25 protein-coding genes are annotated in these 24,640 nt (G+C 63.4%); 8 read left to right on the top strand and 17 right to left on the bottom strand.

The window, feature by feature from the left end:
* The 3 genes from aroE to ABWK72_RS13750 form a co-directional block, all read right to left on the bottom strand.
* Positions 1-903, bottom strand: a complete 903-nt coding sequence (gene aroE / locus ABWK72_RS13760) for a shikimate dehydrogenase (protein WP_367870145.1) — start codon at positions 901-903, stop codon at positions 1-3.
* 121 nt (positions 904-1,024) lie between these two features.
* Complete coding sequence (locus ABWK72_RS13755) at positions 1,025-4,009, bottom strand: LamG-like jellyroll fold domain-containing protein (RefSeq protein WP_367870144.1); 2,985 nt, start codon at positions 4,007-4,009, stop codon at positions 1,025-1,027.
* Between the two features lie 760 nt (positions 4,010-4,769).
* Positions 4,770-6,083: a glutamate--tRNA ligase gene (locus tag ABWK72_RS13750; protein ID WP_367870143.1), complete on the bottom strand. Its 1,314-nt coding sequence runs from the start codon at positions 6,081-6,083 to the stop codon at positions 4,770-4,772.
* A 101-nt stretch (positions 6,084-6,184) separates the two neighbouring features.
* On the opposite strand from ABWK72_RS13750, the gene ABWK72_RS13745 reads away from it, so the two are divergent.
* Both ABWK72_RS13745 and ABWK72_RS13740 read left to right on the top strand, forming a co-directional pair.
* Positions 6,185-6,889 carry a DUF1003 domain-containing protein gene (locus tag ABWK72_RS13745; RefSeq protein ID WP_367870142.1) on the top strand — a complete coding sequence of 235 codons (705 nt, stop codon included), beginning with the start codon at positions 6,185-6,187 and terminating at the stop codon, positions 6,887-6,889.
* A gap of 120 nt (positions 6,890-7,009) precedes the next feature.
* On the top strand, positions 7,010-7,672 hold the full coding sequence (locus ABWK72_RS13740; RefSeq protein WP_367870141.1) for an HAD family hydrolase: 663 nt from the start codon (positions 7,010-7,012) through the stop codon (positions 7,670-7,672).
* Between the two features lie 22 nt (positions 7,673-7,694).
* On the opposite strand, the gene ABWK72_RS13735 is transcribed toward ABWK72_RS13740, so the two are convergent.
* Together ABWK72_RS13735 and ABWK72_RS13730 are read right to left on the bottom strand one after the other, a co-directional pair.
* Complete coding sequence (locus ABWK72_RS13735) at positions 7,695-9,125, bottom strand: Gfo/Idh/MocA family protein (protein WP_367870140.1); 1,431 nt, start codon at positions 9,123-9,125, stop codon at positions 7,695-7,697.
* An 18-nt stretch (positions 9,126-9,143) separates the two neighbouring features.
* Positions 9,144-10,088 (bottom strand): PmoA family protein, encoded by a 945-nt coding sequence (locus ABWK72_RS13730; protein WP_367870139.1) that lies wholly within the window; start codon positions 10,086-10,088, stop codon positions 9,144-9,146.
* An 84-nt stretch (positions 10,089-10,172) separates the two neighbouring features.
* Here ABWK72_RS13730 and ABWK72_RS13725 point away from each other — a divergent pair, with 84 nt between their 5' ends.
* Positions 10,173-10,721 carry an RNA polymerase sigma factor gene (locus ABWK72_RS13725; protein WP_367870138.1) on the top strand — a complete coding sequence of 183 codons (549 nt, stop codon included), beginning with the start codon at positions 10,173-10,175 and terminating at the stop codon, positions 10,719-10,721.
* Positions 10,714-11,709, top strand: a complete 996-nt coding sequence (locus ABWK72_RS13720; RefSeq protein WP_367870137.1) for a hypothetical protein — start codon at positions 10,714-10,716, stop codon at positions 11,707-11,709. Before ABWK72_RS13725 ends, ABWK72_RS13720 begins: the two co-directional genes overlap by 8 nt.
* A gap of 79 nt (positions 11,710-11,788) precedes the next feature.
* Here the strand turns inward: ABWK72_RS13720 and ABWK72_RS13715 are convergent, their stop codons facing one another.
* Positions 11,789-12,031 carry a hypothetical protein gene (locus ABWK72_RS13715; RefSeq protein WP_367870136.1) on the bottom strand — a complete coding sequence of 81 codons (243 nt, stop codon included), beginning with the start codon at positions 12,029-12,031 and terminating at the stop codon, positions 11,789-11,791.
* A 183-nt stretch (positions 12,032-12,214) separates the two neighbouring features.
* On the bottom strand, positions 12,215-14,059 hold the full coding sequence (gene typA, locus ABWK72_RS13710) for a translational GTPase TypA (RefSeq protein ID WP_367870135.1): 1,845 nt from the start codon (positions 14,057-14,059) through the stop codon (positions 12,215-12,217).
* A 195-nt stretch (positions 14,060-14,254) separates the two neighbouring features.
* Between typA and ABWK72_RS13705 the strand changes: the two genes are divergently transcribed.
* On the top strand, positions 14,255-14,488 hold the full coding sequence (locus ABWK72_RS13705; RefSeq protein WP_367870134.1) for a hypothetical protein: 234 nt from the start codon (positions 14,255-14,257) through the stop codon (positions 14,486-14,488).
* A gap of 64 nt (positions 14,489-14,552) precedes the next feature.
* On the opposite strand, the gene ABWK72_RS13700 is transcribed toward ABWK72_RS13705, so the two are convergent.
* Complete coding sequence (locus tag ABWK72_RS13700) at positions 14,553-14,852, bottom strand: hypothetical protein (protein ID WP_367875384.1); 300 nt, start codon at positions 14,850-14,852, stop codon at positions 14,553-14,555.
* Here ABWK72_RS13700 and ABWK72_RS13695 point away from each other — a divergent pair.
* Together ABWK72_RS13695 and ABWK72_RS13690 are read left to right on the top strand one after the other, a co-directional pair.
* On the top strand, positions 14,788-15,993 hold the full coding sequence (locus tag ABWK72_RS13695; RefSeq protein WP_367870133.1) for an MFS transporter: 1,206 nt from the start codon (positions 14,788-14,790) through the stop codon (positions 15,991-15,993). The genes ABWK72_RS13700 and ABWK72_RS13695 overlap by 65 nt on opposite strands.
* A 38-nt stretch (positions 15,994-16,031) precedes the next feature.
* Entirely contained in the window at positions 16,032-16,838 is an 807-nt protein-coding gene (locus ABWK72_RS13690) for a class I SAM-dependent methyltransferase (protein WP_367870132.1), read from the top strand.
* A 9-nt stretch (positions 16,839-16,847) separates the two neighbouring features.
* On the opposite strand, the gene ABWK72_RS13685 is transcribed toward ABWK72_RS13690, so the two are convergent.
* The 9 genes from ABWK72_RS13685 to ABWK72_RS13645 form a co-directional block, all read right to left on the bottom strand.
* The gene (locus ABWK72_RS13685) at positions 16,848-17,291 is read right to left on the bottom strand and encodes a DUF5069 domain-containing protein (protein WP_367870131.1); all 444 of its coding nucleotides are present in this window, start codon (positions 17,289-17,291) and stop codon (positions 16,848-16,850) included.
* Between the two features lie 232 nt (positions 17,292-17,523).
* Positions 17,524-18,195, bottom strand: a complete 672-nt coding sequence (locus ABWK72_RS13680; RefSeq protein WP_367870130.1) for a response regulator — start codon at positions 18,193-18,195, stop codon at positions 17,524-17,526.
* Positions 18,188-19,273, bottom strand: a complete 1,086-nt coding sequence (locus tag ABWK72_RS13675; RefSeq protein ID WP_367870129.1) for an ATP-binding protein — start codon at positions 19,271-19,273, stop codon at positions 18,188-18,190. Before ABWK72_RS13675 ends, ABWK72_RS13680 begins: the two co-directional genes overlap by 8 nt.
* A gap of 62 nt (positions 19,274-19,335) precedes the next feature.
* Positions 19,336-20,622, bottom strand: a complete 1,287-nt coding sequence (locus ABWK72_RS13670) for a leucine-rich repeat-containing protein kinase family protein (protein WP_367870128.1) — start codon at positions 20,620-20,622, stop codon at positions 19,336-19,338.
* The gene (locus tag ABWK72_RS13665; protein ID WP_367870127.1) at positions 20,623-21,069 is read right to left on the bottom strand and encodes a YiiD C-terminal domain-containing protein; all 447 of its coding nucleotides are present in this window, start codon (positions 21,067-21,069) and stop codon (positions 20,623-20,625) included.
* Positions 21,066-21,494, bottom strand: coding sequence for a ribose 5-phosphate isomerase B (rpiB, locus tag ABWK72_RS13660; RefSeq protein WP_367870126.1), 429 nt, complete (start codon positions 21,492-21,494; stop codon positions 21,066-21,068). Before rpiB ends, ABWK72_RS13665 begins: the two co-directional genes overlap by 4 nt.
* A 1-nt stretch (position 21,495) precedes the next feature.
* On the bottom strand, positions 21,496-22,185 hold the full coding sequence (locus ABWK72_RS13655) for a histidine phosphatase family protein (RefSeq protein ID WP_367870125.1): 690 nt from the start codon (positions 22,183-22,185) through the stop codon (positions 21,496-21,498).
* Positions 22,186-22,447: 262 nt separating this feature from the next.
* Positions 22,448-23,077 (bottom strand): alpha/beta hydrolase, encoded by a 630-nt coding sequence (locus ABWK72_RS13650; RefSeq protein WP_367870124.1) that lies wholly within the window; start codon positions 23,075-23,077, stop codon positions 22,448-22,450.
* Positions 23,078-23,084: 7 nt separating this feature from the next.
* Positions 23,085-24,044 (bottom strand): VOC family protein, encoded by a 960-nt coding sequence (locus ABWK72_RS13645; RefSeq protein WP_367870123.1) that lies wholly within the window; start codon positions 24,042-24,044, stop codon positions 23,085-23,087.
* Positions 24,045-24,173: 129 nt separating this feature from the next.
* Between ABWK72_RS13645 and ABWK72_RS13640 the strand changes: the two genes are divergently transcribed.
* A complete protein-coding gene (locus ABWK72_RS13640) occupies positions 24,174-24,596 on the top strand; it encodes an organic hydroperoxide resistance protein (RefSeq protein ID WP_367870122.1) in 423 nt (140 codons plus the stop codon).
* Positions 24,597-24,640: the final 44 nt, after the last annotated feature.

Here is a 24,640-nt window from a genome sequence, read left to right as displayed (position 1 = left end):
TCAGGCAGCGGCCAGGCCGCGGCGCATGGCGGCCGCGGGATCGCTGCCCGGAAACCAGATCTGAAACGCCTTCACGCCCTGATGGAGCAACATCGGCTGGCCCGTGCCGACCCGCGCGCCGGCGGCCCGGGCGGCTTCTTGGAAGGCGGTGCCGCTTCGGTAAATCGTGTCGAACACCGCGTGCTGCGGTAGGAAGCAGCCCGGCAGCAGGGGCGAGGGGTCTTCCGGCTTCAGGCCGAGCGAGGTGGTATTGACGATCAGCCCGACGCTGGCGGCGAGCTTCGGCAGCCCCGGATCGTCCAGCCGCGCCGTGACGATTGCGATCTCGCCATGGTAACGGTGCAGGCGGCTCGCGAGTTCCTCGATCTTGTCCATGCTGCGGTTGACCAGCACCAGCCTCGCCACTCCGTTCGCGGCGCAGTGGGTGGCGATCGCCCCGCCCGCCCCGCCACCCGCGCCGGCGATCAGCACGGAGGCTCCGGGGAGAGCCAGATCCAGCGTTTCCCGCACCGCCTCCGCGAAGCCGTAGCCGTCGGTGTTGTACCCGCTGATCCCCCCTTCGCGGAAAACGACCGTATTCACGGCCCCGGTTTCCCGGGCTCCGGGGTCCACCTGATCGCAAGCGGCCAAGGCTTCGAACTTGTGCGGCACCGTCACGTTGCAGCCGATGAAGCCCAGCTCCTGCATGCGGGCGAAAGCGGCGGCCACGCGTTCCGGCTCGACCTCCACCTTGATGTAGCGGGCGTCGATTCCCGCCTCGTCCAGCGCGGGCTGATGCATCCGCGGTGAAAGCGAGTGAGCGACCGGGCAGCCAATCACGGCGAGGCGGGCGGGCTTTGCATGGCCGGCGTCCAGGCGGTCGCGGGAGGAAAGGTCGTCGAGGGTGTAGAGCGGGCCGGTCATGGAGGCGTGCCCACCTTGCCTGCCCGCCGTGCGCCGTCAATCCGCCGCAGCCCGGATACTGTCGCGACACGAAAAAGCCGCCGCCGGAAGGTCCGGCGGCGGCTGCGGGGATGAGGTGAGTTTATTGCTGGATCCGGAAGAACACTTTATCCATGCCATTGAAGTCCGGGAAGCCGGACAGGTCCACATTCGTCGTGGTCGCGGAGCCGGTGCCGGCGACGTTCGGGACCACGGTTGTCCAGCTCACCAGATCGGTTGAGGCCTGGATGCTATAGTTGACACCGTCCTGAGAACCGAAGGTCAGCTGGGCGGTGGTGGGCGGACCTTTGGCGATCACCACGCTGGTAATCCCGAAGGTCGGATCCACTGGAACCACGGGAGGCTGTTCAACCAGCGCGAGGCCGTTGGTCAGGTTCACCGTGGTCCCCGGGCCTTTGGCAAGCAGCGGGATATTGAAGCTGGCATCGAGCGGCCCCTTGGCACCGATGACCTCCCACCATGACCCGCCGACTCCTTCAAAGACGAGCGTCTGGATGCGATACTGTCCCACTGCCAGCGGAACACTCACGATCGTCCGGCTGTTGCCGGTGCCGGTATCCGCCAGGATGGCATTGTTCACGCTGCTGCCAGGTGCCACGGCGATCACGGCAAATGTCGGCACGTTGGTAGACACGATCGAGCTGATCTCGGGATCGGTGGTGCCGTTGTGGCCGTAGATATACATGTAACCGCCGTCGTCACCTTGGAAGCCCAAGTGGTAATCACCGGCCACCGTCACGTTCAGGATGCCGGTCGCCCGCATCGAATAATTATCATCCGCAACGTTTGTGTTGAGCGGAAACGGGTTGTTCGGAGTGAAGCTGCCATCTGCACCACCTTCGGGATCGGTGAAGTTCAGGGTATCCCAGATGCTGGTCCTGATCCCCACCGGGGTATTGTCGATGCGGAGTTCTGCCCCGGCGATATTGGACCCATAAGCCCCGGTATTCGGTGTGCCCGTTTCCACGGACCAACCTGGCTCGGCGATCCCGGGAATCACCACGGTCGCTGCGGGCGGGACGAATCCCACGAGTTGGAAGCCGCCGGGAGGTGTGGTCTGATCAGGCCACGAGCCTTCCGCAGCGGTCAGTTCGTAGAAGAATGCACCTCCTCCTTCGAATTGGATAAACTCCAGATCGTACTGGCCCGCGGCCAGGTCGATGATACCGCGGGTAGCGATCGCACCGTTGGGATCGTAAAACAGCTCGTTGGGATCCGACATCTGGAAGGTGCCGAAGCCCGTCGCCCGTTTGAATGCCGGATCCGGATTGCCGGCCACCCCCTTGATTCGCAGGAGGAAGCCGTCGTCACCCGCGTAGGAGAAGGTGTAGGTGGAGGTTGTGGGGATCGTGATCCGCCCCTTCGCAACCGTCACGACATTGGCCTCGTTCTCCGCAGTGTCGCCAGGGATTGGCAGATCGCCGGGAATAAGGCCCCCGCCGCCGCCGTCCTGGGGATCGCGATGGTTGAGGTAGGGCAACTGCGCATCAATGGTTAGGCCGTCCCCGGGGTCCGCCGGAGTTCTGGTGGTGGTCTTGAGGAAGTCGCTCGCGTTGGTGAGATTGCCGATCGTTCCGGCATTTTTATAGGTGCGGGTGCCGAATGCGCCGGTGGTGCCCACTGGGCCCGGAAGGTTCGTCACCCAGCGTTCCTGGTAGGGTGGCACGCTCGGGTCGTTGGGCGAGCCCACGAGGGCCCACGTGTTCGTGTTGCGGTCCTCGCTGAATCCGCCCGGAGCCCATGCGACTTCATAGTAGCCGCCGGCACCGCCGTCCCAGCCGAGGTATTCGATGTTGTAGGTCCCGGCTGCATCGAACTGATAGACGCCGCGGGAATTCGAATCGGCCCCGCCGACGTTGCGATGGAGCGTCTGGTTGTCCCCCAAATCGATCTGTGCGTCACCGCCGGTCGAGGTGAAGCGACCGCCGCCCGCACCGGTGATCCGCATCGCGAAGCCATCGTCGCTGTGGACCGAGAAGGTGTAAACCCCCGGGGCAGCGACGGTTATCTGGGTTTTTCCCACCACCACGAAATTGTCGTCACTAGCGGTGTTGGTAAGAATCGGGAAGTCATTATTAAAGTTCCCGATGCCCCCAAGACCGTTGGTATCCGGATCCCGGTGATTGAAGACCGGGGAGGTGCCGGTCACCGGTGTCGGCGGGGTCGGCCCGGTGATGATGGTAAGGGCCGTGGCGATGTCGGCCGGTGCACCCGCGGACTCGCTGATGCCCCAACTGCCAACCGCGCCCGCCAAGCCGGGGAGGCTGGCCGGAAGGAGAGGCGTGAAGGCTCTGCCGTAGAAGGACTGTTCGCCACCAACCGTTCGCGGAGCGACGAGGTCCGCGAGATATTCCGAGGCAGGATTGAAGGTTCCGGTGAAGCTGACCGTGGTGGTGGTGCCATTTTTCACCACGCTGACGTTCTCCGGTGGGATTAGGTCGCCGATAGTCACCTGATAGGTGCCGGCAGGATCCGCGGTGGCACCCGGGGTATCTTCCAGCACGAAGTTACCGCCGGTGGTTGTGATCTTTTTCGAAACCAACTGCAGGGAGCCGAAGTAGCTGGTCCGCAGCGCGGAGTAGATCGCCGCAGCATTGGTGCTTTCGTCCGTATCGTAGAGCCGGACCTCCGCCAAGCGGCCCGCGAAAGGGTTGCCTCCGCCTTCGGTGATAGCCCCGATCGCGAACTTTCCGGGATTCCGCGCAGCGGTGGTTACGAAGTAATCCGAATCCACCAGCACGCCATTCACATACAAGCGTTGCACGCCGCCGCTCCAAGTGAACATGGCGACGACGGCTTGGGGATAAGATGTCGGCGGGGAAAACATCGTGACATCGGGACCGCCGACCCCCGCGCTCACGCGGTCGTTGTTCCAGCCCAAGCCCCAATCGGCGACGGAATTGGCCTGCTCCATCCCAACGAGCCCGCTGCTTTGGTACCAACCGCCACCAACGCCCGAGCTGGGATTGAGGGCCTCGAAGACCACCACCATCGTGAATTGGGTGGCGTTGGCCAGCGGGTTGTTCGCGGCTTCCACCGTGAAGTAGCTGCTACCGTCCAACTCCACCGCCTTGTGGGGGGGAGGAAACCTGTGGAAACCGCTGTCGGGGTTCCGGTAGGCGTGGCGACAATGCCGCCGGTAGTTGAGGTCCAGTTCTGACCTGTGACGTAGTTGTCGGCGGTCCAATCCGCGACCAATGCGGCCTCAGCGGTGGTCCAAGCCAAGCATAGCGACAAGGTCGTTCCGCGGAGCAGGCAATAGCTCCGCCAAAAATGGGTCTTTTCCATGGTTCTGTTAGTCTCGGGTTCCAACGGCGGGTAAGACCATTGGCCCCGCAAGCGAGCCCAAGAAAAGGGTGCCGTCAAGTGACCCGAAATCCGATGGGCCCCGGATGCTGGTATCAAATTTACCTGTTAGAAAAAGGTGTCGGACAGCTTCTCTAACAGATGGATCGCCGTGCATAATCGTGCATGCATCCTTGATTTTGCGCAATTCTCCGCGCGACGCGACGCAATGGAAGTTTCACGGACCTACTCCCGGCACCTTGATGCTTGGAGCCTTGCTCGCAATCACAATGCATAGCGCACGCCGCAGGCTCGCGAGCTGTCGAAATCAGCTGCGCGAGCGTTTCAATCGCCTTTGCGTCGAATCGGCACGCTGTGATGAAAGCGACATCACCGCATGACAGATTCCCTTTGAAATTATTCAATGCTGTTTCGATGTCGGGCTCGCTCCGAGCGATCCGGCAAATGGTGAAGCCCCGCCGTCCCCCCAGCCTGAGTTATCGGACAAAGCTCCCTGCCTCTGCCAACTTTCAGATAGCCTCTCAGGCCAGTGTGGCAGTGAAGCTGCGGAGTCGCGACACGCAGCGCTGGCGACCTAATACGCCGAGGATGTCGCCGAGGTCGGGACCGCCGGCTCTGCCGCTGATCGCGACGCGCAGCGGGAACATCAGCTGACCCACTTTCGCACCCGCGGCCTTTGCGGTCTCCCCGATCTGTTGCTTGGTGGCGCCCACGGACCACTCGGGAAGCGCCAGGAAGTCTCTGGCCAAGGCTTCCAGCAAATCCTTCGCCGCGTCATTCGCGCGCACCTTTTCCATGGCTTCCGGATCGATGGCGAAGTCGTCTTGCAACAGATAACCGATCGCGGCGGGAACTTCCGTGAGCAATCGTACTTTCTCCCGCACCAGCGGCGCGACCGCAGAATAAGCTTCACCGGTCGGCAGGCCGGCCTCCGCCACGAAAGGCCTCGCGGATTCCGCGAAGAAACTTGGACTCATCTTGAGCAGATGCTGCTGGTTGACCCATGCGCACTTCTCGGCATCGAAGCGCGCCGGCGCGCGGTTCACTCCTTCCAGCGAGAAGCGGGCAATCAGCTCGTCCATCGTGAAGATCTCCTCCTCCGATTTCGGCGACCAACCCAGCAGCGCCAGGAAATTCACCACCGCGGGCCCGACGAAGCCCTGCCGCGGGTAATCGCCCACCGCCGCGCCGGTATCGCGCTTCGACATCTTCGAGCCGTCGGGATTTTGAATCAGCGGGATGTGGGCATAGTGCGGGGCCGGAGCATCCAGCGCTTCAAAGAGCTGCAGGTGCTTCGGCGTATTCATCAGGTGATCCTCGCCGCGGATCACGTGGCTGATCTTCATCTCGAGATCGTCCACCACGTTCACGAAGTGGAAGACGTACGAGCCATCCGAGCGTCGGACCACCATGTCCGGCGTGTTGGACTCGTCGCGGTAGTCGATGGTGACCTCGCCGCAGACCAGATCCTGCATCACCACCGGCTTGCGCTCGAAGCGGAAGCGCCAGGCACCGCCGTCCTCATAGACGCGGCCCTTGTCGCGGAGGACCTCGAACCAGCGATCGTAGTTGGCCCGGCGCTCGCTCTGGTTGTAAGGGCCGTAATCGCCGCCCTTGCCCTCTCCCTCGTCCCAATCGAGGCCGAGCCAGCGCATGCCGGCGAAGATCGCATCGCGCGCTTCCTGGGTATTGCGGGCCTCGTCGGTGTCTTCCACGCGCAAGACGAAGGTGCCGCCGTGCTTGCGGGCGTAGAGATAGCTGAACAGGGCGGTGCGTGCTCCGCCGACGTGGAGGTAGCCGGTGGGCGAGGGTGCGAAGCGCGTGCGGACGGACATGGAACGCGCAGTGTAGGGGCCGCGGGCCGCTCGCCAAGGCTGGAGACCGAACAATCTTGCACGCCTTGACCGGGCAGGCCTGCAGGGCAGGATGCACGCACATGAAAAAGTGCGCAATCACCGGCAAGGAAGTCGAAGACCGCGAGGCAACCCCCATCGCCGCGGTCCGGCCGCTGCTCCACGCCTTCATCCGCCGCCGCTATCCCGAACTTCCCGAGGATGCGTCGATTTCCCGCAGCGCGCTGGACGAACTGCGCTCCGCCTACATCGAGGACGCCCTGCAAAACGAGATCGGCGAACTCACCGAACTCGAGCGTGAGGTAATCGACAGCATCCGCGACCGCGAGCTGGTCGCGGAACGCCCGGAAACAGAGGAGGAGCAAGACCGGGCCTACACTTTCGGTGAGCGGCTGTCCGACAAGATCGCCAGCTTCGGCGGGAGCTGGCGCTTCATCCTCCTCTTCGGCGGATTTCTCGTGGTCTGGATTCTCCTGAACGTGCTCCAGCTTTTCGACGGCACGGCGGTCGATCCTTATCCCTTCATCCTGCTGAATCTCCTGCTCTCCTGCATCGCCGCGCTGCAGGCACCGATCATCATGATGAGCCAGAACCGGCAGGAGGAGCACGACCGCAAGCGGGCGATGCTGGACTACCAGATCAACCTCAAGGCCGAACTCGAGATCCGGCACCTGCATGAAAAGGTGGACCACATGCTCCTCAATCATTCGGAGCGACTGATGGAGATCCAACAGTACCAGACGGAGCTGCTGCAGCGGATCATTAAGAACAGCGGAGAAAAGCAGTAACCGCGGATCGCGCGGATTTCACGTATCAGGAAATCAGAATATCCGCGGAGTCCGCGGTCCAGCCAAGTCGGAAGGCCGCCGACCGCTTGCCAAGCTACGGTCGGCGTCCCATCGTTCGCCATGCCCCTTTCCGCAGTGCTCTTCGACTTCGACGGCGTGGTGATCGATTCCCACGAGGCCCACGGACGTTCCTGGTTCTCGCTGGCGGGGGAACTGGGCCATGAACTGAGCCACGAGACTTTCGTTTCCACCTTCGGGCAGCGCAACGAGAGCATCCTGCCCTTCCTCGGCTGGGCGGAGGAAGGAGACCGGGAACGGATCCAGCTTCTGGGAGACCGGAAGGAAGCACTCTATCGCGAGATCCTGCTGGCCGAGGGCATCGAGCCCCTGCCCGGGGTGGTGGCGCTGTTGGAAGATCTGAAAGCGAACGGAATCCCCTGCGCCATCGGCACCTCCACGCCGCGGGCGAATGTCGAGTGCGTGCTTAAGATCACCGGCCTCGCCGACTACTTTCAGGACATCGCGGCCTCCGAGGATGTGTGGCGCGGCAAACCGGATCCGGAAGTCTTCTTGAAAGCAGCGGGGAAGCTCGGTGCCAATCCCGCCGACTGCGTGGTGATCGAGGACGCGCAGGTCGGCCTACGTGCCGCGCGAGCCGGCGGGATGAAAGCGGTCGGCGTGACCACGACGCACCCGGCCGCGGCCCTTGAGCCGGAGAAACCGGACCGGATCGTGGAGTCGTTGGAAGAGGTGAGCGTGGCTTGGCTACGAGGTTTGTGGTAGTTCGCGCGTTAGCGGTGCCGACCTAGACCACGATCTCGAAGCCCTTCCGGTAAGTCCCCTTCAGCATCGCGTTCGCCTTCTCCGCAGCGGGCCCGGTGAAGCTTTCCTTCGTGCCATCCCGCGTCAGCACCGGGCCGAGGTGGATGCCCGTCTTCTCCAGCTCCACGCCATTGGCCGTGAGGTGCGCTTCCATCCGCTCGATCGCTTCCGCTGCGCGGGGATCTTGGAACGCCTCGCGTACTTTTTCCGGCGAACTCTTCTCCCCGAGCCGCCAGGAAATATTCCCGATGTGCGCCAGCGACGACGAAATGTGAGCATTCTCCACGCTCAGGATCGGGTCCTGTTTCCCCGAATGGATCGAGTCGATCCAATTCTGGAAATGCGATCGGCCGCCGTTGAATTTCTTCAGCTCCTTGCCTTCCTTATCATAGACCGCGCAACCGGCCGAGTGCCCGCCGACCAGCGAGCCGCCCTCGTATTCGATCACGTTGCCGACCGACTGGCCCTTGTAGCTGTCCATGCCGCCTTTGTAATCCACATCCTTCTTCGGTAGGCCTCGTACTTCGAAGATGATCGGTGCCGGATCGTAGCCCAGGAAGACGACCTGCGTGTTCGCCCAGTCGCCATCGTCCTGATGGACGAAGCGGTCGCCCGCGGAAATCACCACCGGCGGCAGCCCCATCGGATCGCCCAGCGCCCAGCGGCAGACATCGAGCTGGTGCGGTCCCTGGTTGCCCAGGTCGCCATTGCCATAGGGGAACTGCCAGTGCCAATCGTAGTGGAACTGCTTGCGCCTCACCTCCGCCATCTCGCGCGGGCCGCACCACAGGTCGTAGTCCACCTCGGAGGGCGGGCTCACCGGAGCGCTGACCTTGCCAATCGCGGGCCGCGGCTTGTAGCAAAATCCGCGGGCCAGCTTCAGCTTGCCCAGTTCGCCCTTGCCCAGCCACTCGAAGGCATCCGCCCAGCAGGTCTCCGAGCGCCGCTGGAAGCCGTGCTGGATCGTCACCTTGTACTTCTTCTGGGCATCGGCGAGCATCCGGCCCTCCCACACATTGTGCGAAACCGGCTTCTCGACATAGACGTGCTTGCCGTTGGCCGCCGCGGTCACCGCGATCAAGGCATGCGTGTGATTCGGCGTCGCGATGCAGACCGCATCGATCTCCTTCGATTCGCAGACTTTCCGGAAGTCGGCGAAGGTCGCGACCGTTGTCCCGCCCTTCTCGACCTTCTCTTTGGCCTTGGCCAGCACCTTGGAATCGCAATCGCAGAGGGCCACCAGGCGCGCGCCCTTCGACTTCAAGATACCATCGATATGCGCACCCCCGCGGCTGTTCAGACCGATCACCGCGACCCGCAGGTCGCCGTTCGCGCCTTGGGCCCGGGCGTGCGGTGCGAGCAGGGACCAGGTGCCCGCGAAGGCGGAGGTATTGAGGAAATGTCGGCGGTTCATCGGAAAGGTAATGCGGGTTTACTTGGAAAAGTCCGCCCAGCGGTCTGCCAGCTTCGCGGATTCGAGACTGCCGTGGTGGAGGATCACTTCATAACGGAAGGAGAGCGTCTCGCCTTTCTTTAGAACGTGATCGCCGGCATGCGGGTCGTCCTTCTTCCCCTCGAAATCGTGAACTCCGAAGGGATTGGCCGCCAGCAGGCCGTAATCGCGGGCATGCCACCAGGTGGGGTGGCGGAAATTCGAGGGATGGTCGAACATCGCGATCACCGCCGGTTCTCCCTTTTCGTCAGGACCGGCGAAGGCCACCCATTTCGACTTCTTGCCCCACACTTCACCGTCCTTGCGGCCTTCGGAATCGGCGATCGTGCCCTTCGCTTCCTTGGCATCCTTCCCTTTCGGGGCCTTCTGGCGCAGGCTCCGGTCCACCCGGATCGCGAACATCCCTTCCTTGGTATCGCCGAAGGTCACATCCTCATCCGCCGCCGTCAGGCGCGAGGTCACGATGATCGCGGTCGTGTCCGCGTCGAATTGCTTGAAGGTGTAGCTGCGTTCCTCGTTGAGCTGGGTTTTGCCGGCGGCGGTCCACGCCAGGTTCACCGCGAACATGCTCGGCCCGGCGGTCTTCACTCCCTTGTGCTCGATCTTCGGATCGCTGTCCTTGGTCGTCCAGGCCCAGAAATCGTGGCCGTTGACCGCTCCGTGGCTCAGCCAGAACGAGCGGTGGTGCGGGTGGTCCTCCTCTTCGCCGAAGCCCTTTTCCATCGGCCAGTGCCGGGACAGCGTCGCCCCGGAAGCGGACACCAGCGGGTAGAGATAGGGAACCCGCGAGTCCGTCCGATACTCCGTGAAGAGCTTGCCATCCAGCTTCACCGTGATCGTCCCCTTCTCTTGGGAAATCGTAAAATCCCCCGTGGCAAACACCGGGGAAGCGAGTAAAAGGACGGCGGCAAAAACGGGTTTCATTTCGCCAAACTGGACACGCGATGCCATTTGCGCGATGGAAAATTGCGGAATAACTCGTTTGAGTAGGGCTCCCAACTGCAACCGATGTCGGAATTCGAAACACTCGTCGATGCCCATTACGAAGCGCTTTACCGCTTCGGCATGTCGCTCTCGAAAAGTGCGGATACCGCTGCCGATCTGGTCCAGCAGACCTTCTGCATCTGGGCGCAAAAGGGCCACCAGCTCAAGGAACGGGACAAGGCGAAGACCTGGCTCTTCACCACCCTGCACCGCGAGTTTCTCGCCTACGCCCGGAAGTCGAAACGCTACTCGGACGAGGAACTGACCGAGGCCGTGGCCGGCCGCATCTGCTCGGAGGACGACGACACCGAGCGCCTGATGGACGGCCAGCGCGTGCTCGAACTGCTCGGCGAACTCGACGAAAACTTCCGCTCCCCCCTCGCCCTCTTCTACCTCCAGCAACACAGCTACAAGGAAATCGCAGAAATTCTCGACGTGCCCATAGGAACCGTCATGTCCCGCATCTCGCGGGCGAAGGAAATGCTCCGCCGCCGCATGACCGCGGAGCCATCCACTGCGCCCAAGAACATCCTGCAACTCCAACCGGAGGCCCTGAAGTCCCACCATGGATAAGGAAGATGCCCGCTTCATCCTCCGCTGCTTCCGCCCCGATGGCGCGGATGCGGAGAATCCCGACTTTGCCGAGGCCCTCGCTTGGGCTGCCAAGGACCGCGAACTCGGCGATTGGCTCGCCCACGAACGCGCCAGCGACGCCGGCTTCGCGAATGCCCTCAATGCGGTGACCATCCCGCCCTCGCTGCGCGAGGAAATCCTCGCCGGCCTGGCCGCCGAACGGGGCGATGCCTCGGGATCGCCCGATCCCTTCGACCGCTCGATCATGGGTGCCATGGCCACGATCCGGCCACCGCAGAACCTGCGGGCAGAAATTCTCGCGGCCATGGACCGCAGTGCCGCCGTTCCGAAGGTCCGGCGCTTCCCGCTTTGGAAGATTGCCGTGCCCTTTGCCGCCGCCGCGGCGATCACGGCGGCCTTCCTGATGTTCCGCCCTGATGAAGGCTCTCCAACAAAGGCCATCGCCCAATTCAATCCACCGCAGCAGGCAGTGCCTGCTGAGGATTCCGACGACAATCCCGGCAGTGGTCTCATCCCCATCAGCATCAGCAATGTCGAGGACGGCTTTATCAAGGAATTCGAAAATCCCGGCTTCACCCTGGACCTCAAGGATCCGGACAGCCATGCGCTTTTCGAGCACCTCAAGGCTGCCGATCTTCCCTGCCCGAACTCCTGCCTGCCGAAGGGCCTGAAGGAGACCCCCGGCTACGGCTGCCGCAAGCTGAAGATCGATGGCAAGAACGGAGCTCTCGTCTGCTTCAAGGAAAAGGGCGACTACGTCCACTTCGTCGCCTTCAAGCGCTGCGACGTAAAGTGCAAGCTGCCCGAGCGCACCGAGCCCGACTTCGGGAAGCATGGCAAATGGTCCGTGGCCCGTTGGGCGGATGAGCAATGGGTCTTCGTCCTGATGGGGCAGGACAATGTTGATACCAAGCGCCTCAAAGACCTCTTCGTATCGGCCCCGGTGGATCCTGCTTCGAAGCAGTAAACCGATTCGAGCGAAGTGTAGATTGAATCTTGCGCGGACCTAGCTTCGGGTTATTCGCTCCCGAGGGATCGGGAGCGGCTCAAATGCCCTCCTGTTCGCGCAATCGGCCGAGGAAGTCTTCCGTGATGACGGATGAGTCCTCGTCGGATCTCCGAAGCCGGGGCAATCCCAATTCGTCGATATCGAAATGCGGTCCGCACCCTGCACCGAGATCCTTCGCGAGAGCCGCTACGATGACCTCTTGAAGCGATGAGCCTTGCTTCTCCGCCAGCGCTTCTGCCCGCCTGAAAAGGGGTTCAGGAATATCGACCGTCACCTTCACTGCCGAACAGTACCGTGGTGCGCTTGAGCGCGTCTACTTCGGCATCGGCCACTTCGCGAAGCGACGCCGCGCCCTTCGATCCGCCTCTTGCAAATTCATGCAACCCTCAAAATGACAACGGGCCGTCCTTGTTGAAGGGACGGCCCGTGCGGGGAAGGCAGTTGGGGAAGATCGTTCCGAAGATCAGCCGCGGTTGCTGCGGTCTTCGACACTCGGTCCCTTGGCCGCACGCTTGCGCGCGTTGGCGTCCAGGATCCGCTTGCGCAGGCGGATGTTCAGCGGGGTCGCTTCGACCAGTTCGTCCGCATCGATGTATTCGATGGCACGCTCGAGCGAGAAGCGGATCGCGGGGGTCAGCTTGGAAGTCTTGTCCTTGCCGGAGGAGCGCATGTTATCCAGATGCTTCTCCTTCACCGGGTTCACCGGCAGGTCGCCGACGCGGGGGTTTTCACCCACCAGCATGCCTTCGTAGACGGCATCGCCGGGCGCGGCGAAAAGGATGCCGCGCTCTTCCAGCATCTGCAGCGAGTAAGGGGTGGCGGTGCCGGAATCCATCGAGACCAGTGTGCCGGTCGTGCGGTTCTGGATATCCCCGGCGTGCAGGCCATACTCCTTGAAGAGGTGGCTCATGATGCCGTGGCCGGAGGTCAGGTTCACCAGTTCGGTCTCGAAGCCGATCAGGCCGCGGGTCGGGATGAGCGCCTGGATGAACACGCGGCCGCTGGCCTCGGTATCCATGTGCTCCATCATGCCCTTGCGGTTCAGGAGGATCTTCAGGATGCCCTGGGTGTATTCGCCCGGAGCTTCCACGTAGAGGGTCTCGAAGGGTTCCAGCAGCTTGCCGTTGTCGTCGCGGCGATAGATCACCACCGGCCGGGAGACCAGCACCTCGAAGCCTTCGCGGCGCATCTGCTCGACCAGCACCGCGATCTGCATCGCACCACGGGCGGAGACGTTGAAAACGCCGGAGAGGTCGGTGTCTTCCACCGTGATCGAAATGTTCGTCTTCAGCTCGCGCATCAGGCGCTCGCGGATCGCGCGGGAGGTCACGTGCTTGCCTTCCTTGCCGGCCAGCGGACCATCGTTGATCGAGAACTGCATCGACACCGTCGGCGGGTCGATCGCCACGAATGGCAGCGGCACCTGATCCGCGGCACCAGCGATGGTTTCGCCGATGTCAATGTTCTCGATGCCGGCGGCGATGCCGACGATCCCACCCGCGCCGCAGCCTTCAGAGTCGGCGGTGGCCAGGCCGGAGTAGGTGAAGGTCTTCATCACCTTGGACTGCACCTTGGTGCCGTCCTGGCGGAGGAGGTAAATGGTGTCGCCCTTCTTGACGTTGCCGCCCAGGACCTTGCCCACGGCGACGCGACCGACGTACTCATCCCACTCGATGTTCGAGACCAGCATCAGGAAGGGCGCATCCGGATCGGCCTTCGGCTCGGGGATGTGCTCGATGATCTTGCGGAGCAGCGGCACGCAATCCTTCCGCTCGTCATCCGGGTGATCCATGAAGTAACCGTCGCGGGCGGAGCCGTAGCAGAAAGGCGCGTTGAACTGCTCTTCATCGGCATCCAGGTCGAGCAGCAGCTCCAGCACTTGATCGTGAACCTTGAGAGGGGTAGCGAGCGGGCGGTCGATCTTGTTGACCACCACGATCGGCTTCAGGCCTTCCTGCATCGCCTTGCGCAGCACGAAGCGGGTCTGGGCCTGCGGGCCGCCGGAGGCATCCACCACGAGGAGAACGCCATCGACCATCTTCATCACGCGCTCCACTTCGGCGCCGAAGTCGGCGTGGCCCGGGGTGTCGACGATGTTGATCGTGTAGCCTTCCCAGTGAATGGCGGTGTTCTTCGCCTTGATCGTGATCCCCTTTTCCTTCTCGAGGTCCATGGAGTCCATGGCGCGCTCTTGCTGGGCTTGGTTGTCACGATAGGTCCCGCCGGCTTGCAGGAGCTGGTCGACGAGGGTGGTCTTCCCGTGGTCAACGTGGGCGATAATGGCGAGATTGCGGATCTTGAGAGACATAACGGCGTGGACCTCCCCGGCGAAGGCGGCGCGGCCTATGCCCCCTTTTTCCCGGCTTGGCAAGGGGTAAGCACGCGACATTCCCGTTACCTAAGATCACTTCGCAGGTTTTTCCCTCAATATTGCGCATTGATTCTTCCCCCAGCGAGGCGACGGGGTGCCTACCGCCCGTCGAACCGGGCGGAACCAAAAACCATGATGAAACTTCACTACCTCCTGCTCGCCGCCTCCCTCGTCGCCCTTCCGGCCTGCGAGAAACACGAAACCCCCGCTGTGAAGGAAAAGGTCGACGATGCCTTGGATCGCCGCCCGAATGAAAAGCTCAAGGACGCCGGGGAAGACGTGAAAGACGCCGCCAAGGACGTGGGCAAGGACCTGAAAGACGCAGGCAAGGATATCAAAGAAGACGTGAAGGACGCCACCCGCTGACCCTCCAGTCCGAATTTTCCCTTTTGGCCGGCATCTCCAAGGGATGTCGGCCTTTTAACGTCCGTCAGGCCATGAGCACAGCGTGAACAGCGACTCCGCGCCGCGGTCGGAATGATCCATTAAGATCAACGACATATGGCGGATACGTCACCGGCGCGACCTGAAAATCGACGGTGGTTTCGACCTGTGAAGCCGAGATCACGAAATCGTCTTCAAACTGCTCGATATCGTCATTGGACATCGTTGGCGTCCTGCGCAGATTGCCCGCGCTGGCCCGCTTGCTGCCTGCGTCTGTTCCCATGAGCGTCTCGTCGTCAGGAAGGCCGATCCTTCCCATTGTCCTCCTCTCGGCCGCCGGCTTCACGGTGCTAACCACGGAATTCGTCATCGTGGGCCTGTTGCCGGCGATGGCCCGGGATCTGGGCGTCAGCATTCCCGTGGCGGGCCTGCTGGTCAGCCTGTTTGCCTTTACGGTGGCGCTGGTGGGGCCGCCGCTGGTGGCCTACATGTCGCGTTTCGAGCGCAAGCGGCTCTTCATCAGCACCCTGCTCCTGTTCTCGCTGTCGAACCTGCTGGCTGCGCTGGCCCCGAATTTCGGGGTGATGGCCTTCGCCCGCTTCATCCCGGCGGTGATGCTGCCGGTCTTCTGGTCGCTGGCCAGCGAGACCGCGGTCAATATCATGGGCCCGGAGCGCGCGGGGAAAGCGATCTCGATGGTCTCCTTCGGGGTCGTGGCTGCGACCATCTTCGGCATCCCGATCGGCACCTTGGTGGCGGATGCTTTCGGCTGGAGAGTGGCTTTCGCTTCCTTGGCGGTCCTTGCCTTTGCCAAGGCGGCGCTGCTGTTTTTCTTCCTGCCGTCGATGAGGAAGAAGGAAGCTTCCGAATCGGTGGGGGCACAGATGGGCATCCTGCGTGACCGTGTGGTCGCCGGCCACGTGCTGCTATCGCTGCTGGTCTTCGCCGGGATGTTCACCGCCTACACTTACCTCGCGGACATCCTGGAACGGCTCGGCGGCTTCGATGGCGCGACCGTGGGCTGGATCCTGATGGGCTTCGGCGGCATGGGCATGCTTGGCAACTGGCTGGGCGGCAAGCTGGTGGACCGCAGCGCCCTCGGCGCATCCATCGCCCTCTGCGTGCCGATGGCGATCACCATGATCGTCTTGGTTCCGCTGCTTCATTCGTGGGTGCCGCTAGGGCTCGTGCTGGCGGTCTGGGGCGTCGCCCAAGCCGGCCTCTTCACCGCCTCCCACGTGCGGGTGATGAAGTCCGCAGCGGCCAATCCGGCGCTGGGCGCCTCTCTCAATATCTCCGGTGCGAATATGGGCATCGGACTCGGTGCCTTGCTCGGCGGGCGGGTGATCGATGCCTACGGCCTGCCCTACGTCGGCTGGGCGGCGGCGGGGGTGATCGGGCTCGGAATCGCTGCTGCGGCAGTGCTGATGGTTGCATCGCGGCCCCGGATGCCCTGCACCCGGCCGTGTTTGGAAGGGGAGGGCTGAGCGGTTGCGTCGCCTGAAGTCCGGGCCATGATTCCGGCATGCCGGATCAGGAGACTTTCGCGACCAATATCGAGCGCTTCACCGGCTTCGCGGATCACTACGACCGCCACCGGCCCTCGCCGCCGGAGCGGCTTGGAAGCCTGTTGATGGAGATCGCCGGGGCCGATTCCAGCGCCACGGTGGTCGACCTGGGAAGCGGGACCGGGCTCTCTACCCGCTATTGGAGCGGGCGGGTGGCGAAGATCATCGGGGTCGAACCCACGGACTCGATGCGTGCCGAGGCGGAGCAGCGGGGTGGGGAAGGGGTTTCCTACGTCCGCGGCTTCTCCCATGCGACCGGCCTGCCCGATGCCTGCGCGGACATCGTCGTCTGCGCCCAGGCGCTGCACTGGATGGAGCCGCAGTCGACCTTTGCGGAAGCGGGTAGGATTCTCCGGCCAGGCGGGGTCTTCGCATCGTGCGACTACGATTGGCCCCCGGTGACGGGACTCTGGCAACTGGATGCGGCTTATCTGGAATGCGATCTCCTCGCGCGCCGGATGGAGCGGGAACTGAACCTCTCACCCGGGATCCAGTTCCACGAGAAGTCCGGCCATCTGGGGCGGATGCAGGAGAGCGGTCAGTTCCGCTGGGCGCGGGAGTTGTTGCTCCATCATGAAGACGAGGGTGATGCGGAGCGCTTGACCGGGCTGTTTTCGAGCCAGGGGAGCGTGCAGACCTTGCTCAAGGCAGGGGTGAGCGAGGAGGAACTCCGCATCGTGACTTTCCGGAAGGCAGCGGCGGCGCTGATGCCAGTGAAAAAGGGCTGGCTATGGTGCTCGCGGATCCGGGTGGGAGTGGTCTGAGCCGTCCTCTTATGCGTTGCGCGGCGACCGGCCTTCGTCGAACTCGATGAAGTCGAACATCGTCTCCACCGCATCTTCGGGGAAGCCGGACTCGTTGAGCCTGAACTTGACCCGCGTGGCGACGGGATCGCGCCACCCGAGCTTCATCATGAAGCCGTTCCAGACCGTGATGTCTTCCTCGTCCGGCTGACGCCCGCGGGCAAGCGCCCATGCGAGCAGATCCTCGTCGCTACCACCCTTGGAGACTTCGGCCTTCAGGTCGGCATAATCCACGCCGAGAAAGTGGCAGCAGCGGAAGTCGAAGCCGCCCGAGACTCCCATCGCCTCGGCCCAGCCCGGCGGGAGTTCGCCCGCGGCATGGAGCCGGATCTTGTCGAGCATCCGGCCGAAATGGACGATCCCGCCCACGGTGTCGTAAGGGCTGCGGAGCTTGGGAATCAGCGTGGCAGGCATCGCGGAAATTTCATCTCGCCCGCTTCAGCCGTAAAGCCACAACCCCGAAAAAGAAACTGCACCGGGGGTCCGTCTCCCTCGTGTCCCCCCCGGGCCGAATGCGAGAACGGAACCGCCGATGCGTGGACGAAGAGTGCCTGAAGCAGGACCTTCGGTCCATCGGGCAGGGTGTGGATTGTTTCCCCTGGAATCCCCTGAGTTATCTGTAAGGGAAAACCCTACAACCGACCAGTCAGGCGGTGGGATGATCCAGTTTCCACGCGATCGCCTTCCGCAGGAGTTCGGACGCGTCCTTGAGTTCCAACTTGTCCTTGATCCGTGCGCGGTAGGTTTCGACCGTTTTCACGTCGAGTCCGAGCTGTTCGGCGATCTGCCGGGTGCTGAAACCTTGGCCGACGAGGTTGAAGACCTGCAACTCGCGGTCGGTCAGCAGCTCGAAGGAACTGCCCGGGGCCTTCGACTTGCCGACCATCCGGGACAGGATGTCGGCGGAGAGCGCGTCGCTCAGATAAACCTTGCCGGCGAGCACCATGCGGATCGCCTCGAGGATCTTGCGGGTCGCCTCCTGCTTGGTGATGTAGCCATGGGCGCCGGCGCGGATCACGCGCTCGGCGTACAGGTTTTCTTCCTGCATCGAGACGACCAGAATCCGCAGTTGGGGGTGCATCGCGCGCAGGTCCTTGATCAGGTCCAGGCCGTTGGAGCGCTTGAGGGTCAGGTCGATGATGGCGAGGTCCGGCTTCTCGCGTCCGATCACCTCGAGGCCGTTTGGCCGGTCTTCAGCCTCGCCGCAAACTTTCATGTCGGCTTCGCGGTTGATGATTTCGGCGAGGCGCTCGCGGACCATCGGGTGATCGTCGACGATCACGATCCGTACGGCGTTTGCTTGGGTTGGCTCATTCATCGGCAAATCCTTCTCCATTCGAATAGCAGCGAATGCTGGTCCCGCCGTTTTTCGCCGGGGCGACCTCGAGCTTCGCACCGATGGCCCGCGCCCGATAGTCCATAATGTGCAGGCCCATGCCGCCCTCGCTCGGGGTGGGCGGAGCCTTGGCATCCAGTCCCTTGCCGTCATCGGAAACCTTGAGGTCGAACTCATCGGCGGTGGCCTCGAATTCAATCAGGATGCGTTCCGCGCCAGAGTGCTTCACGGCGTTGTTGATGGCCTCCTGCGCGATCCGGTAGAGATGGATGGTCGTGCCCTTATCCAGATCCGAAGGGCGGTCGGAGACGTCCAGGGTGCAGTCGATGCCGGTGCGCTTGGAGGTGGTGTCGGCCAGCGCCTGCAGGGCGGTTTCGAGGCCTTCCTTTTCCAGCGGCACGGGATAGAGGCCCTTGGCGAGGTCGCGCGCCTGGGTAATCGATTCGTCGAGCAGGCCGACGATCTTCGCCGCCTCGCCCGCTTCCTTCACGTGCACTTCTTCCAGATTGCGCTGCAAGATGCTGGCGGAAAAAGCGGTGGCGACGAGGTGCTGGCAAAGCCCGTCGTGCAGATCCTGGCCGATCCGCGCCTGCTCGGACTCGCGGGCCTCCAGAATGCGGTTCTCCAGCTTCAGCCGCTCCTTCACCTCGGCCTGCAGGCGGGCCGTGCGATCGCGCACCCGGGCTTCGAGCGAGTCGTTCAGGTCGCGCAGCGAGCGCACCAGCCGCAGGACGATGAGCAAGACCCCGAGGCGCAGTGAAGCGTTCGAAAAGGGGAGGTAGGAGAAGACCTGGGCACGCGAACTGACCATATCCGCGTGCAGCGAGACGACGCAGGCGAATACTGCGCAGGCGAGACTGGTCCACCAGCCGGCGTGACGCCCGACATAGATCACCGGCAGCAGATAGAAGAATGCGCTGCTCAACTGCGGCTCGATCAGCCGGTCGATCGTGCCGATGACCAGGATCATCGCCACGCCCAAGGCCACGACTTTCCATGGCTGGGACGGCAGGGTCCAAGCTGGCTTGTAAGTGGTGGGAGTATCCCGGGCTTGGGCCATCGGTGGGGGTCGATCCACCCACATCTCAACCGATTTCGGGCACGAAGGCAAACCGGAACGGTCTAACAGGTCGATCTTGCCGCCATGTCTTCCAAGCGTTCCGCGATGGCGGAGAAGAGCGGACGCTCTGCCGGGACGGGGGAAAGACAGTCGTTTGCGAGTTCCCGGATCTCCTCCGTGGCATCGTCGCAGCGGTCCAACAATTCCTCCAGAAGGCAGCCGAAGGCGCGCGCTTCGATGCGCTCCAGAGCCTGTGCCGGTAGCAATTCCGGATAGAAGGAGGCCGCACCGAAGTCGCCGAGCAGGCAATCCCCGGCGGCATTCGCCAGAATGTTGTGGGCGTAGAAATCGCCATGCAGGATGCCGCGCTCGTGGAGCATCCGGCCCGCGGCGGCCATGCCATTGGCGATCCGCAGTGCCTCCGCGCGGGAGAAGCGATGGCCTTCCCGATAGACATCGCGGGTGCAGGTCTCCCAACTCGGCGGCCCGGCCAGGCTGGCGAAATCCTTGCCGATGAGATCGAGGACGAGACCTTGCGCAGCCGTTGGGTGGTCCGTGATTTTGCCCAGCACCGGGATCAAGTGCGGGTGATCTCCGGCGGCGAGGCAGGCGGCCATTTCATCCGCGGGCAGACCGTCGCTGGTGACGGCACCTTTGAAGATCTTCACTGCGATGTCGCGGCTCTGCCAGCTTCCCTTGTAGATCGTGCCGGAAGCGCCCTCGCCGAGGATTTCATCCGTCCGGATTGCTTGCCACGGAATCCCCGCGATCGGACTGAGGCGGTGGTTGGCGTCGCTGAGCGGATTCCCGCCGAGGGCCAGCCAGGCCAGTCGCGGCAGTTCGAAGAGCCAGGCGGGAAGTGCGTGGAAGCGATTGGCCGATAGCCTCACCAGTTCCAAGGCGCGGCAGGCAGCCATTTCTTCCGGGAGTTCTTTGAGGAGATTGCCCGCGAGCATCAGTTTCTGCAGGCGCGTGCAATTCCCGAGCGAGGCGGGCAGGCGTTCGATCCGGTTGTCAGTGAGAATCAGCCAGCGCAGCGATGTCGGAACTCCGGTGACGCTCTCGATCGCGTTCGACTTGAAGCCGATCATTTCGAGAGCGGGGCATTGGCCGAGGACAGCCGGCAAATGGCGGAATTCGTTCGCGGAACAGAAGAGGATCCGCAACTTCGATAGGCGCGGCAAGTCGTCCGGAAGTTCCGAGAGCCGGTTGCCTGTTAGATTGAGGACTTCCAGCGTATCCGCGAGTTCGAAGATCTCGCGCGGGAACTCCGTCAGTCCGCAGGACAGGTCGATGCGCGTTGCCCCGGCGAGCTGCCCGGACCGTAATTTTGAAAGAGAGTCGCTCATCTAACGGATCGCGACATAGATTCCCTCGAAGTCCACGCAGACATTGTCCTCTTCCACGATCGTCACGCCGAGCTTGATCCGGCCCTTTCCACTGCGTTCATAGTTTTTCCGGAATCGCGTCAGCGTGCTCTCGGCCGGGCGCACGCATACCGCGCGGATCTCGCCGCGCACCGGCCGGTCGTAGGAAACCTTCGAGCTACGGATCACGATGTGGGCCTCCTTGTCGCCGAGTTCCAGCCAGAGCAAGGCGTAGCCGGCCAACGTGGCGATGGCGGCCAGGCTGCCACCGAAGGCGGTGCCGAGGTGATTGTGATTCGCGGCCAGCGGCGCGGTGATGACGAGCCGGTCGTCCTCGTAGGATTCCACGCGGATCTCCATCGCCTTGGTTACCGGGATCTTCCCGTGCAGGAAGGCCTCGATGTCCTCCGGCAGAAGATGCGGCTTCATGTGTCGAGCTGCTGGATTCTTTCAAGGTGGCGCCCGCCCTCGAAGGGCGTCGCGAGGAAGATGTCCACGATCTCCAGCGCAGTCGCCAAGTCCATCATCCGTTCGCCGAGCGAGAGGACGTTGGCGTCGTTGTGCCTCCGGGTCAGGCGCGCCGACTCCGCATTCCAGCACAGCCCGCAGCGCACGCCACGGACACGGTTGGCGGCCATGGCCTCGCCATTGCCGGAGCCGCCGAGGACGATGCCGCGCTCGTATTGACCCGCCGCTACCGCTTCCGCGACGGGTCGGATGAAGACCGGGTAGTCGACCGCTTCCGTGGAGTCGGTGCCGAAGTCCTGCACTTCATGCCCCAGTGTTTGCAGGTGCGCGATGATCTCCTGCTTGTAGCGGAAGCCCGCGTGATCGGAACCGATGGCGATTTTCATGTCAGGGATGAAGGTCGGAGGCCCACCACTTCGACAGGCATGCCCCCGCGACATCGGGGATGGCCATGCCGGACTCGGAGTAGTGGGAACTATCGTTGAAGAGCATCAGACGGGCGCGGACGGGGTCCTTGAAATCGATGATGTTCAGCGCCGCGGGATCCTGGTCGAGATTGTCGCGGTAGCGTCGCGGATCGAAGCCTAACAGGGAACTCAGCAGCAGGCGGATGGTGGCCTTGTGAGAGACCACGATCACCGGCTTGCCCTGGTGATTCTTCACGATGTCCAGCAGCGCGGGCAGGGCACGGGCGGTCACAGCGAGCCCGCTTTCCCCGCCAGCAGGGGCGAAGGTGAAGGGATCGCGGTCCCACGCGGCGGCTTCTTCCGGATAGGCTTGCTCGACCTCCTTGCGGGTGAGCTGTTCCCAGTGCCCGTGGGAAATTTCCTTCAGGCCGTCACGGGCCTGCACGTTCATGGAATGAGGGGCGGCGAGGATCCGCGCGGTCTCGATCGTCCGGCCCAGCGGTGAGGCATAGACCGCATCCACCGGAATCAGGCTCAAGCGTTCGGCGAGGCGACCGACCTGTTGCCTGCCTTCATCCGAGAGCTGGACGTCGGTGGAGCCGGCGAAGCGGTCCTCCGCGGTGAGCATCGTCGCCCCGTGGCGGATCAGGAAAATGCGCGTGACGGACATCTGCGGGAGCAAGGCATTTCCGGCGAGGAATGGCAATAATAGTGGCGATGAAGGAATAATCGGACGGCTCTTCCGCTGGGAGCGCGGAGCCACCGGCCCGCAGAAGCTACCCTGAGGCCTGCATAGTTGTCGCGGATGAATCGGGCGTCAGCTGCTTCTTGTCCAAGCCTCGGAGTGGACCGCCTTCAAGGACCGTTCTGCGGGCCGGTGGCTCCGCGCTCCCAGCGGCAGAGCCGTCCTTCGAGCAGAGCCCCTCCCGGGTTCATCCCCATCCGGCAAGGCGGGCCGAGAGCCACTCGATCTCCTCCGGGAAAACCGTGTGGTCATAGCCGGGGAAGATCTGGCGGGTCACCTCCGCACCGAAGCCGCGGAGGATGCCGATGCTATCCTCGACCAGCGGGAGCGGGATGTGGGCATCGTGCGTGGCGCAGGCGACGAGCACCGGCACTCCGCTGAGATCGGCGGGCACGCGGCTCATTTTCGGCGGTCCGATGAGGGCGCTGCTGAGACCGGCGACGAGGCCATACTTCCGCGGATGGCGGGTGGCGTATTCGAGCGCGAGGCAGCCGCCCTGCGAGAACCCGGCAATGGCGATCTTCTCGTAAGGAATACCCGCGGCGTGGAGTTCGGCGACATGGCCCTCGACCAGATCGAGCGCACTGGAGAGCCAAGGCTCATTCTCCGCAAGCGGGACGAAGAAGCGCTGGGGATACCAGGTGTTTTGCGTGGCGGCAGGCGCAAGGATGGCGAGGTCGCGGGCGGGCAGGTATTCGGCGAGGCCCGCGATGTCCTCGGCACCGGCACCGCGGCCATGGAGGAGGATAAGCGCGCCTTTCGCTTCCGCGGGCGGCTTGCCGAGGCGCAGGGTAGGGGCGAGGTCGTGGAGTTTCATGGCAGGATCAGGTGAAGGATTTGGCGGGTTGGAGGGCTGGCAGGAGTTCCTCGATGCGGGCACGATGGGCCTCGAACTGCTTCGGAAGCTTCAGGGCGGCACCGAGCGATTCGGCGGGCTCATCCACGGCGAAGCCGGGCGTGGCGGTGGCGATCTCGAAGAGGATGCCGCCGCGCTCGCGGTAGTAGATCGAGTGGAAGTAGTCGCGATCCATGACCGGCGAGACCTGGTAGCCAGAGGTCTGCAGCTCGCTTTGCTTGGCGAGTTCCGTGGCATCATCCGGAACGCTCCAAGCGATGTGGTGGATGGTGCCGGAGCCGCCGCTGCCGCGCTTGCCCGAGGTGTCCTCGATCACATCGGCATAGCGGCCGGAACCTCCGGGACCGGCTTCGAAGCGGGCCCGGTTGCCCTCGCGTTTCACGAGACGGAATTGCATCTCGATGGAAAGCAGGGCCTCGGTGGGAGCGGCGTTGGCCACGGTGAGCTCGGCAGTATGAAGACCGCGGAGAGTGTAATCCGCCGGGATGCCCGCACCGGTCCAGCCGCTGCGGCTGTCTTCCGCGACGGCCACGATCTCAACCGGAATGGCATCGGGATCGGCGAAGGCCAGTAATTCCTCACCGAAGCGGGACTTGCGCTCCACTTTCACGCCGTGGCGCTCCAGGCGCTCCTGCCACCAGGGAAGCGACGCGGGCGGAGCGGAGAACACCAGCGCGGTGGCTTGGCCGCTGCCGACGCGACCGCGCGCCTCGGGGCCGGGCCAGTAGAAGAAGGTGACGATACTTCCCGGTGTACCGTGCTCATCGCCATAATAGAGGTGGTAAGCGGAGGGGTCGTCGAAGTTCACGGTCGTCTTCACCTGGCGGAGGCCGAGCAGACCGGCGTAGAAGTCGATGTTCCGCTGGGGATCGCTGGCGATGGCGGTGACGTGGTGGATGCCGGTGATCCGCGGGGTGGTATCGTTCATGGCGCGAGACTAGCTGAAGATTGGGAGTCCGGGAAATGCCAGCTTGATAGACTGAGCATGTCCGCGGTGCATGGTGGGGACAGGCTCGCCTCTTGCGCGATGCCAAATCCGCGCTACATCCGGAACGCCATGAACGTACTCTACACGACTCAGGCGACCTCCACCGGTGGTCGCGAAGGAAGCTCCAAATCCGCGGACGGCGTGCTGTCCGTGACGCTCTCGACGCCCAAGGAACTCGGCGGCGCGGGTGGACCGGGCACCAATCCCGAGCAGCTTTTCGCCGCCGGGTATTCCGCTTGTTTCCTCGGCGCGCTGAAATTCGCCGCGGGCAAGGAGAAGATCCACATCCCCGCCGAATCGACCGTGACCGCTCAAGTGGGCATCGGCCCGCGCGATGATGGCGGCGGCTTCGGGATCGAAGTGGAGCTGACGATCACGGTGCCCGAACTCGACCCCGCCACGGTGAAGGATCTGGTGGATAAGGCGCACATCATCTGCCCGTATTCGAATGCCACGCGGAACAATATTCCAGTGAAGCTGACGGTGGCTTGATCGTCAGGCGTGGATTGGATTGTTTCACCGCCCGGTGGCCGGCA

This window comes from Luteolibacter sp. Populi (assembly GCF_040801775.1).
GTDB lineage: Bacteria > Verrucomicrobiota > Verrucomicrobiia > Verrucomicrobiales > Akkermansiaceae > Haloferula.
Note: the sequence above shows the minus strand (reverse complement) of the source record. Positions and strands in the feature narration are given on the sequence as shown.